The organism is Pseudorhodoplanes sp., assembly GCF_046289595.1.
In the GTDB taxonomy this organism is placed as follows: Bacteria; Pseudomonadota; Alphaproteobacteria; order Rhizobiales; family Xanthobacteraceae; genus Pseudorhodoplanes.
The window spans coordinates 1-9,994 of sequence record NZ_JBKBVB010000146.1 but is presented as its reverse complement, the minus strand read 5'-3'; the positions used below and the strand labels follow the sequence as shown (position 1 = coordinate 9,994).

The window sequence follows — 9,994 nt, the reverse complement described above, 5'->3', positions numbered from 1 at the left end:
TGCTTCGTCCGCTGGTGCGGGTGCTGGCGCCGGTGCCGAAAATCGCTCTCTATCCGGCCTTCATCCTGACGCTCGGCTTCGACCATTCCTCAAAGATTGCGCTGGTCTTTGCCGATGCGCTGTTCCCGATCCTGCTCGCGACCTATCAGGGTGCTCTTGCGGTCGAGCCGAAGCTGGTCTGGTCGGCGAGAGCCATGGGGGTAAGCCGGCTGAAAAGCCTGTTCACCGTGGTGCTGACCGCGGCTTTGCCCTCGATCCTGACCGGCTGTCGCATCAGCCTTGTGATTTCGTGTATCGTGGTCTTTCTTTCGGAAATGATATCCTCCACCGACGGGCTCGGGCATCTCCTGGTGCGGGCCGCGCGCAATTTCCAGACGGTGGACATGTTCGTGCCCATCATCGCGATCTCTGCGCTCGGCCTGATCCTGAATGCGGGCTTCAATGCCTTGCGCGCCCGGTTGTTAAGGGGCTTCCCGGAGGAAAACTGATGCTGGCGGACCGGATCGAAGGCAAGTGGATCGATGCCTTCTGCGAACTGTTCGAGAAATGTGCGGTGAAGAAGGGCGACACCGCCGCGATCCTCTCGGAGACGCAGTCGCGCCAGCTCAACGTGCAGCTTGCCGAACTCGCGCTCTTGCGCCTCGGCGCGCGGCCGTTCCATGTCGTCGTGCCGACGCCGCGCAACGATTATCCGGTGCCGATCCGCTCGACCGGAGCGAGCATCGCCATCGGCAAGCTTGCCCCGGTGGTCTCCGCGCTCGCCCAGGCCGGTTTTGTGGTCGACTGTACGCTGGAAGGCCTGATGCATGCGCCGGAGACCCCGGACATCCTGAAGGCCGGGGCGCGCATCATGGTGATCTCCAACGAGCATCCCGAGGCGCTGGAGCGGATGCGGCCCGATCCTGCGCTGGAGATAAAGGTGCGCAATGCGGCGCGCATGCTGCGCGGCGCCAAGCGCATGACGGTGACGTCGGAGGCCGGCACCGCGCTCGTCGTCAATATGGAGGGCGCGCAGACCGTTGGCATCTGGGGCTGGACCGAAAAGCCCGGCACGCTGGCGCATTGGCCGGGTGGCATCGTGGTCTCGTTTCCGAAGGCTAAGTCGGTCAACGGCACGCTGGTGCTCGACCGCGGCGACGTCAACCTGACCTTCAAACGCTATATCGCCGAGCCGATCCGGATTGACTTCAAGGACGACTACATCACCGACATCATCGGCGAGGGCGCGGACGCCGAGATGTTCCGCAAATATCTCGCCGCCTGGGGCGACCGCGAGGCTTACGCGGTGTCGCATGTCGGCTGGGGGATGAATCCCGACGCGCGGTACGAAGCCTTGTCGATGTACGGCCAGCGCGACACCAACGGCACCGAAATCCGCGCGGTGCCGGGCAATTTCCTGTTCTCCACCGGCGCCAACGAATTCGCGGGCCGCTATACCGCCGGCCATTTCGACCTGCCGGTGATGAAGACCACGATCACGCTGGACAACACCGTGGTGGTGAAGGCCGGCGCATTGCAGGACGTGTTCGGGTAGGTCTGTCGACAATCCTGCTGTCATGGCCGGGCTTGACCCGGCCATCCATCTTCCTGCGAAAAGATGTTTTCTCGATGGATGCGCGGGTCAAGCCCGCGGATGACCAAACACTACACCACCGGCGGCTTCACCAGATCGAAATGCCGCAGCATCGCCACAAATGCCTTCAGCCGTTCCGCTCGATAGGCGTCGACATCCATCCCCTCGTAATTCAGGAAACCGCGCTGGGTCTTGAGTCCGATATGCCCCGCCTCCATGTTGCGCGCGATGATGTCGGGTGACGCGTAGCGCTCGTTGTCCAGCGCCTTGGTCAGGTAGCGGCTCGCATAGTAGAGAATGTCGCCGCCGCCCCAGTCGATGAATTCCAGCATGCCGAGCACGGCGAAGCGAAAGCCGAAGCCATACTTGATCGCCTTGTCGAGGTCTTCCGGCGAGGCCACTCCTTCCTCCACCATGCGCGCCGCCTCGTTCATGGCGAGCGCCTGGATGCGCGGCACGATATAGCCCGGCGCCGGCGCGCAGATCACCGGCACCTTGCCGATCGCTTCCAGCATCGCCCTCAGCCGCGCGGTGACGGCCGGATCGGTGTCTTTGCCGGGCGACATTTCGACCAGCGGTACGAGGTAAGCGGGGTTCAGCCAGTGCGCGTTGAGAAATCGCTCCGGATGCTCGACCGCGCCCGAGATGTCGTCGACAAGGATGGTCGAGGTGGTCGACGCGATGATCGGCGAGGGACCGGCAAGCTTCGAGACCTGTGACAGCGCCTCGCGCTTGACGTCGAGCACCTCCGGCACCCCCTCGAAGATCACCGCTGCAGACGAGAATGCTCCCCGCGCGCCGCTCTCCGGTACGATCTCGACGCGCGAGAGGATCGCGTCCACCTGCGCCGGATCGAACATGCCGAAAGCGGCGAGCGACGAGAGTACGTCGCGGATTTCGCCGAGCGCTTCGGCTTCGAGTTTCTTGAAGTCGGCTTCGCTGCGCGGCTTGAAGTCGACCACCTTCACCGGATGACCGGCATAGGCAAACACGACCGCAATGCCGCGCCCCATGCGGCCGGCGCCAAGACAGGCGATTTGCTCCATCATACCGCATTCTCCGATCGTCCCCGCGAAAGCAGGGACCCAGAGCCAAGCAACGGAGGCTGGTTAGGGCCGTCCTGGGTTCCCGCTTTCGCGGGAACGAACGGAGTTTGTGCTGTCGTCCGCACGCTCATCCTCCGAACCCATCCCGCAGCAATCTCTGCAATCCCGCCTTATCATGTCCACCGAGCCCCATGCCCTTCAGCGTCCGCCCGGTCACCATGAAGTCCTCGCCCACCACCGCGCCGCCGATGGCAAGGAAGGCGCGCGCAAGCGGCGTCGGGACCCCTGCGAGCTCGCCCACGGAGGCGAGGAATGACAGGCCCATGCGGGTGTCTTCCAGCATGTAGCGGTGCTGCGTCAGGACGATGTGTTCCCGCCAGTCGCCGGAGTCGGTGAGCTTGTCGTGCGAGCCGCGGCCATACATCCACTCGTCGCCCTCTTTGGCGTAATGGTCCGCCAGCGGGAAATGCGGTGCGCCATAGCCCAGCGCCTCGCGCACCGCGATGCGTTCGGCATCGAGTGCATCCGTCACGCGGCGGATCGAGGGCTGCGTGCCCTCTTTATGAATGTCCCAGCGGTCGAAATGCTCCAGCGGTCCGGCATTCATGGTGATCAGGGGCGGATGGATGATGCCGCCGGCATTCATCAGCGCACCGGAGAGTGCGTCGCCGCAATCCTCAATCACATTCGGAAAGGCCTGGCCGATCACCGCCAGCGCATGGCTCTTTAATGCAAGCGGAAACACACCGGTCGGCAGCCGCTTGGCGCGCACCGTCACGGCCGCCTCGAACGGGCCGTGCTTTCGGGTGAGCCAGGGCAGCGTGCCTGTTTCGGCAAATGCAACCTTGGCCTTTTTGCCGGCCGCCTGCATGGCCTGCGCGAACAGCATCGATCCGAACGTGCCGGGCGGCAGAAACACGACCTGGCCGTCTTTCAGATGCGGCGCCAGCGCTTTGGCAATATCGGGCTGCGCATGTGCTGGGGCAGGGCAGACGATCAGTTCGGCGTCGCGCACGGCCTGCGCAATGTCGTTCGTGACAAGGGCCAGCTTCGCCTCGTGCTTGCCGGCGAAATCCTTGATGGTGATCGTCGAGCCCGCGGCGCGATGCGCCTCTACCGCAGGCTTGTCGCGCCGCCATAGCCGCGTGTCGTGCCCCGCAAGCGCGAAATCCCCCGCCGCCGCGAAGGATCCGTTGCCGCCGCCCAGTACCGCGATACGCATATCAAACTTGCTCCGTGTGCTCCCTCACCCGGAAAAGGCGGAGGGTTGGGGAGGGGGTCAAAAGCTGTTTGGAATATGACCCCCACCCCATTGTCCGCGCATCGCGCCGACAATCGACCTCCCCCTTGCAGGGGGAGGTGAAGAAGTAAGAGGGCGCTACTCACTGCTGCTCCCGCAGCATGAAGTGCTGCACCTTGCCGAGCGCGGTGCGTGGAAGCGAGTCCACGAACACAATCTCGCGCGGAATCTTGAAGCGCGCGAGATTGCGCCCGACGAACTCCTTCACCTCGTCCGCGGTGACGGTCATATCCCTGCGGCACACGATGTAGGCAACGGGCACCTCCTGCCATTTCGGATCGGGCCGGCCGATCACCGCAGCCTCCGCGACGCAGGGATGATCGTGCAGCACGCGCTCGATCTCGGCCGGGTAGATATTCTCGCCGCCGGAGATGATCATGTTCTTCTTGCGGTCATGGATGTAGAAATAGCCGTCCGCATCGCGGGTGCCGATATCGCCGGTGTGATACCAGCCGTCCCGCAGAGCGTCCGCGGTCGCCTCCGCATTGCCCCAATATTCATAGAGTACGTTCGGGCCGCGCACGACCACCTCGCCGGCCGTGCCATGGGGCACTTCGCGCCCATCATTGTCGACGACCTTGGCCTCGCAATAAAGGCCTGGCAGGCCGGTCGAGGTGAGACGCGAAAGGTCGCCGCCGACGCGGGTATAGACCGCAGTCGGTCCGGTTTCGGTCGATCCGTAAATCTGGATCACCGGGATTCCGCGCGTCATGAAGGCCTCGATCAGCGGCACGGGAATGAGGCTCGATCCGGCAGCGACCGCCCGGAGCGAGGAGAGATCGGTCATTCCCCAAAGCGGGTGCTGCGACAATGCCTGCATCACCGCCGGCACCGTCAGCATCAGTGTCGGCCGTTCCTTGCCGACGGCCTGCAAGGTCGTATCGGGCGCAAAACGCTGATGCACGGTGACGGTCGCGCCGAGCTGCAGTGCGGGCGTCGTCTGGATATTGAGACCGCCGACATGGAACAGCGGCAGATACGTCAGAATATGGTCGTCCGAACGCATGTCATGGGCGTGGTGGCTCATCAGTGCGTTCCAGACCAGCGCCTCCTGGCGCAGCACCGCGCCCTTGGGCCGGCCGGTGGTGCCGGAGGTGTAGACCAGCAGCAGCGGATTCGAGATGTCAGTATGCGGATTGCGGCCGTCGCCTGTGCCGGCGGCGAGCAGCGCATCGAAGGACGGCGCATCGTCGGGCGTATAGTCGAGCCCGACCACCTTGATGTCGGGCAGATGCTGCGCAAGCTGCGCCACGACGGCCGAGAATTCCTTGTCGACGATCAGCACCTTGGCGCCGCTGTCGCTGAGGATAAAAAGCTGCTCCGGCACCGCGAGCCGCCAGTTCAGCGTCACCAGCATCGCGCCGAGCCGGGCGCAGGCATAGAGCGTGACCAGATAATCGGAATGGTTTGCTGCCAGGATCGCGACGCGGTCGCCGCGGCCGACGCCGAGTTCGGACTTCAGCGCGCGCGCGGTTTGCGCGATGCGCTGATGAAAGTCGGCATAGCTCAGCGTGCAGCTGCCGAAACGGATCGCGGTCTTGTCCGGCGTGAAATCGGCGTTGCGGGCGATGAGGTCGGAAAGGTCCATGACTTACGTAGCCACGCACGCGATCTGCTCCCTCCCCCTGCAAGGGGGAGGATTGGGGAGGGGGTCTTGTTCGATAGCAAGAGCCGACCCCCACCCGGTCCGCCTTGTGGACCGACCTCCGCCTTTCAGGGGGAGGTGAAGAAAAGAGTTACTCATCCTTCTCGCCCGGCTCGTAGAGCGTTTCCCTGCCGAGCCGGTCCATGCAGATTTCCGCGGTCCAGGGCAGCATCAGCGAGCCACAGCGGCTGTCGCGATAAATGCGCTCCAGCGGCAGGCTTTTCAGCATCGCCTGTCCGCCGCAGGTGCGGATCGCCTTCACCGCCAGCGCGTTGGCATTTTCCATCACGGTGTGCTGCGCGCAATAGGCGCGCATCACCGAGTCTTTGGAAGGGTTCGGGCGCGCCTCGCTGATGGTCTGGAACCACAGCGCCTTGGTCTGTTCCAGCATCAGCTTCATCTCGGCGACCGCAAGCTGCTTGGTCGGGAACATGCGCCGCTTCACCGGCGGCATCCCCGGCACCTCGCCGCGCAGATAAGCCACGGTGAAATCATAAGCCGCCTGGGCGAGCCCCATATAGGTCGGTGTCAGCGTCAGGAACATGTGCGGCCAGCGCAGCACCGCCTGATAATAGACGCCGGGCGGCATCAGGGCAGCGTCTTCCGGCACGAACACGTCTTTGAAAATGAGCGTGCGCGAGACCGTGCCGCGCATGCCGAGCGGATCCCAGTCGCCGGTCACGGTCACGCCGGGTGCATTTGCAGGAATCGCGAGATAGAGCGTGTTGCGCCGCATCGCTTCCTCGCCCTCGGCCCTGCGCGTGCAGAGTGCGCCGTAATAGTCGGCCGACCCGGAAAGCGAAGCGAAGATTTTCTTGCCGTTGACGATATAGCCGCCGTCAACCGGCTTGGCCTCGGTGCCGAAAGCCACAGCTCCTGCCGCCGCCGCGCCGCCTTCGGAGAAGGGCTGTGCGTAGACCGCGCCGTCTTTCAGGATGCGCTCGTAATGGATTTCGCGCCGGCGCAGATGCTCGGCGCGGATATCGGCCGGAATCTCCATTTCATCGGAGATCGGCCCGGACCATAGGGTCGAACAGACATGCATGTTCCAGGACAGAGCGGTCGCGCCGCAATAGCGGCCGAGTTCGGACGCTGCGAGCGCGTAGGTTTTGTAGTCGGCGCCGATACCGCCCGAGGATTTCGGAATGCAGATGCCGAGCAGGCCTTCCGGATGCATGTCGCGGAAATTCTCGATCGGGAAGGTGGCGTCGCGATCGTGCCGCTCGGCGCGGGGCGCGAGATATTGCTTGCCGAACCTGCGGCTCTTGGCCAGCAACTCGGTCTGGAAATCATTCAGGCCGAAGGCGTCCGGCGCAAATAGCGGCGCGTCGATATCGACCTTCTCTACATCGATCTTTTCTGGTGCGTTCATGGCGCGGCACTCCGTTTGGTCGCATCGCCCGCATCCAGGTCGCGCAGGAAGGCGAGCAGGGCCGCATCGAAGGCGGCCGGATTTTCCAGGTTGGGCAGATGCCCGAGGCCGGGCAGCGTCATAAATTGCGCGCCCGGAATTTTTGCTGCCATGCGCTGCATCATGGCGGGCGGCGCATTGCCGTCGAATTGGCCGACGAGGCAGAGCACCGGGACCTTGATCGCGGCGAGATTGGCGCGCTCCTCGAAGGTGACGATCGCCTCGACACAGGCCTTGTAGGTCGCGGCCGGCACAGCCGCCATCGAGGCCACGGCCAGCGCCTTGCCGCCCGGGTCGGGATTGGGGCCGATGATCTCGTCGATCATCGCGGCGGCGAGGTCGGGCATGCTCTTGCCGGAGGCGAGCGGCGCAAGGCGGTCGGCGACGAATTTCTTCTGGAAGTCGCCGTCCGGCTTGCCGAAGGCAGGACTCGTGCCGATGAGGACCGCGCCGCGATAACCGTCCGGTTTTCGCCGCAACATGGTCTGGGCGATCATGCCGCCGAGCGAATGGCCGACCAACACCGGTTTGATCAGGCCGGCCTTCGCGATCTGCGCTTCGACGTCTTCCGCAAACTCGTCGAAGGTGATGCGTTCGATGGCCGGCCGTCCGCCATAGCCCGGCAGGTCGAGCGCGAGCGGCGTAAATCCCGCGGCGCGCAGGCTGTCCGCCTGCGGCTGCCAGGCGCGCCCCGAGCCGCCAACCCCATGAATGAAAACGACGCCTTGTGTCTGCGATGGCAAGTCTTTGTCGGGCATCGGCTCGGTCGCGATACGGCGCTGGATGATCGCCAATCCTAGGAAACCGGCGGCCGGGAATAAAGCTTTAAATGTAAAATATCGGCCGCGCGGCGCTGTTCGTTGACTGGTTCTGCGCGCCAAGGTTGCGTACGCTGCTGCCACGCCGCCATAGGATGGGAACCGAGACGAGTATTACCGCGTTCTCAACCCATCAGAGCCGTGAGGCGCGGACTGCCAAGTAACGCCCCGGACATGGAGACGTTAGCATGGTGATGCTGTTCTGGTTTCCAGCCATTGTGGCGGCTGGTGTTTATCGCGCCATGTCCGATGACGTGACGGCTTGGCATCGCGCGTATTTCGGTCATCCTGATCGTGGGGACGTTTGACGGCGTTATTCTCGCTGGCTGCGACAGCCGTCATTCATCCGCGAGGGGCCCAGCGGGTTTGCTGGGCCTTTTGCGTTTACCCGTTAACCTGCACTCTTGCTTTCGGGCCTCATCTCGCGGCCAAGCGCCTCAAACACTTTGGCGACGATACCGCGCATGTCGAGTCCGGCCCTGGCATACATCGCTGCCGGGCTATCCTGATCGATGAAGACGTCCGGCAGCACCATGACTCGAACCTTGAGGCCGCTTTCCAGTGCCGCATTATCGGCCAGCGCCTGCAGCACATAGGCCCCAAAGCCGCCGGTCGATCCTTCTTCGATCGTGATCAGCACTTCATGCTCGCGTGCCAGCCGCAGCACCAGGTCGGTATCGAGCGGCTTGGCGAAGCGCGCATCGGCGACGGTGGTTGAGAGCCCGTAACCGGCGAGTTCGTCGGCAGCCTTCAGGCATTCCGACAACCGCGCCCCGAACGACAGGAGCGCTACCTTGGTGCCTTCCCGGACGATGCGACCCTTGCCAATTTCCATCGGGATGCCGCGTTCGGGGAGCGCCACGCCGATGCCTTCGCCGCGCGGATAGCGCAGCGCCGAAGGCGTGTCGTCGATCGCTGCCGCGGTCGCCACCATATGCACCAGATCGGCTTCGTCGGCCGCGGCCATCAGCACGAAGCCCGGCAGGCAGCCGAGATAGGCGATATCGAATGAGCCGGCATGGGTCGGGCCGTCGGCGCCGACAAGCCCGGCGCGGTCGATGGCAAAGCGCACCGGCAGCGACTGAATGGCAACGTCATGCACGACCTGGTCGTAGGCGCGCTGCAGGAAGGTCGAGTAGATCGCAGCGAACGGTTTCAGGCCTTCGGCGGCGAGCGCGCCGGCAAAGGTCACGGCATGTTGCTCAGCGATGCCGACATCGAAGAAGCGTTGTGGGAATTCCTTGGCGAACAGGTCGAGCCCGGTGCCGGACGGCATGGCGGCTGTGATGGCAACGATCTTTTCGTCGCGCTTGGCTTCGGCGACCAGCGCATCGCCGAACACCTTGGTGTAGGCGGGGGCTGCGGCCTTGGCCTTGGCCTGCGCTCCCGTCGCAACGTCGAATTTGGTGACACCGTGATAGCGGTCCGCCGATCCTTCGGCGGGCGCGTAGCCCTTGCCCTTCTGCGTGACGACGTGAACGAGGATCGGTCCGCTCTCGGCATCCCGGACATTCTTCAGCACCGGAAGCAGATGATCGAGATTGTGCCCGTCGATCGGGCCGACATAGTAGAAGCCGAGCTCCTCGAACAGCGTGCCGCCGGTCATCATGCCGCGCGCATATTCCTCGGCGCGCAGCGCGCGCTGCTCGAAAAATTTCGGAAGCTTGTGCGCGAGCTGTTTGCCGATTTCGCGCAGGTTGCGGTAGGTCTTGCCGGACAGAAGCCGTGCCAGATAGGCCGACATCGCGCCGACCGGTGGTGCGATCGACATGTCGTTGTCGTTGAGAATGACAATCAGCCGCGAATGCGTTGCGCCGGCATTGTTCATCGCCTCATAGGCCATCCCGGCCGACATCGCGCCGTCGCCGATCACGGCGATGACATTGCGCTTTTCGTTTTTCAGATCGCGGGCCACCGCCATGCCAAGCCCGGCCGAAATCGAGGTCGACGAATGCGCCGCGCCGAAGGGATCGTATTCGCTCTCGGCGCGCTTGGTGAAGCCGGACAGGCCGCCGCCCTGGCGCAACGTGCGGATGCGGTCGCGCCGGCCGGTGATGATCTTGTGCGGATAGGCCTGGTGGCCGACGTCCCAGATCAGCCGGTCGTCGGGGGTATCGAAAACGTAATGCAGCGCAACGGTGAGTTCGACGACGCCAAGCCCCGCGCCCAAATGCCCGCCGGTAACGGCGACCGCATCGATC

Annotated in this window: 8 protein-coding genes; 2 read left to right on the top strand and 6 right to left on the bottom strand. The window is 64.1% G+C overall.

Annotated elements, in window-relative coordinates; all coding sequences use genetic code 11:
• Both ACK41X_RS20935 and ACK41X_RS20930 read left to right on the top strand, forming a co-directional pair.
• Positions 1–488: ABC transporter permease (locus ACK41X_RS20935; RefSeq protein ID WP_409727378.1), on the top strand; the 488-nt coding region annotated here is incomplete at its 5' end.
• Positions 488–1,534 carry a peptidase M29 gene (locus ACK41X_RS20930; protein ID WP_409727375.1) on the top strand — a complete coding sequence of 349 codons (1,047 nt, stop codon included), beginning with the start codon at positions 488–490 and terminating at the stop codon, positions 1,532–1,534. The genes ACK41X_RS20935 and ACK41X_RS20930, both read left to right, overlap by 1 nt.
• Positions 1,535–1,644: 110 nt before the next feature.
• Here the strand turns inward: ACK41X_RS20930 and ACK41X_RS20925 are convergent, their stop codons facing one another.
• From ACK41X_RS20925 to dxs, 6 genes are all read right to left on the bottom strand, one after another.
• Positions 1,645–2,622 (bottom strand): 3-hydroxybutyryl-CoA dehydrogenase, encoded by a 978-nt coding sequence (locus ACK41X_RS20925; protein WP_409727372.1) that lies wholly within the window; start codon positions 2,620–2,622, stop codon positions 1,645–1,647.
• A 124-nt stretch (positions 2,623–2,746) separates the two neighbouring features.
• Positions 2,747–3,841, bottom strand: a complete 1,095-nt coding sequence (locus ACK41X_RS20920; protein ID WP_409727369.1) for an NAD/NADP octopine/nopaline dehydrogenase family protein — start codon at positions 3,839–3,841, stop codon at positions 2,747–2,749.
• Between the two features lie 160 nt (positions 3,842–4,001).
• Positions 4,002–5,507, bottom strand: coding sequence for a long-chain-fatty-acid--CoA ligase (locus tag ACK41X_RS20915; protein ID WP_409727366.1), 1,506 nt, complete (start codon positions 5,505–5,507; stop codon positions 4,002–4,004).
• Positions 5,508–5,655: 148 nt separating this feature from the next.
• Positions 5,656–6,936, bottom strand: a complete 1,281-nt coding sequence (locus ACK41X_RS20910; RefSeq protein WP_409727363.1) for an acyl-CoA dehydrogenase family protein — start codon at positions 6,934–6,936, stop codon at positions 5,656–5,658.
• Complete coding sequence (locus tag ACK41X_RS20905) at positions 6,933–7,733, bottom strand: alpha/beta fold hydrolase (RefSeq protein WP_409727360.1); 801 nt, start codon at positions 7,731–7,733, stop codon at positions 6,933–6,935. Before ACK41X_RS20905 ends, ACK41X_RS20910 begins: the two co-directional genes overlap by 4 nt.
• Positions 7,734–8,184: 451 nt before the next feature.
• A partial coding sequence (gene dxs, locus ACK41X_RS20900; protein ID WP_409727357.1) for a 1-deoxy-D-xylulose-5-phosphate synthase occupies positions 8,185–9,994 on the bottom strand: 1,810 nt, incomplete at its 5' end.

Excerpts from the sequence above, each read along its gene's own strand:
- ACK41X_RS20930 (WP_409727375.1), top strand. The coding sequence starts at position 488 with ATGCTGGCGGACCGGATCGAAGGCAAGTGGATCGATGCCTTCTGCGAA.
- ACK41X_RS20925 (WP_409727372.1), bottom strand. The coding sequence starts at position 2,622 with ATGATGGAGCAAATCGCCTGTCTTGGCGCCGGCCGCATGGGGCGCGGC.
- ACK41X_RS20920 (WP_409727369.1), bottom strand. The coding sequence starts at position 3,841 with ATGCGTATCGCGGTACTGGGCGGCGGCAACGGATCCTTCGCGGCGGCG.
- ACK41X_RS20915 (WP_409727366.1), bottom strand. The coding sequence starts at position 5,507 with ATGGACCTTTCCGACCTCATCGCCCGCAACGCCGATTTCACGCCGGAC.
- ACK41X_RS20910 (WP_409727363.1), bottom strand. The coding sequence starts at position 6,936 with ATGAACGCACCAGAAAAGATCGATGTAGAGAAGGTCGATATCGACGCG.
- ACK41X_RS20905 (WP_409727360.1), bottom strand. The coding sequence starts at position 7,733 with ATGCCCGACAAAGACTTGCCATCGCAGACACAAGGCGTCGTTTTCATT.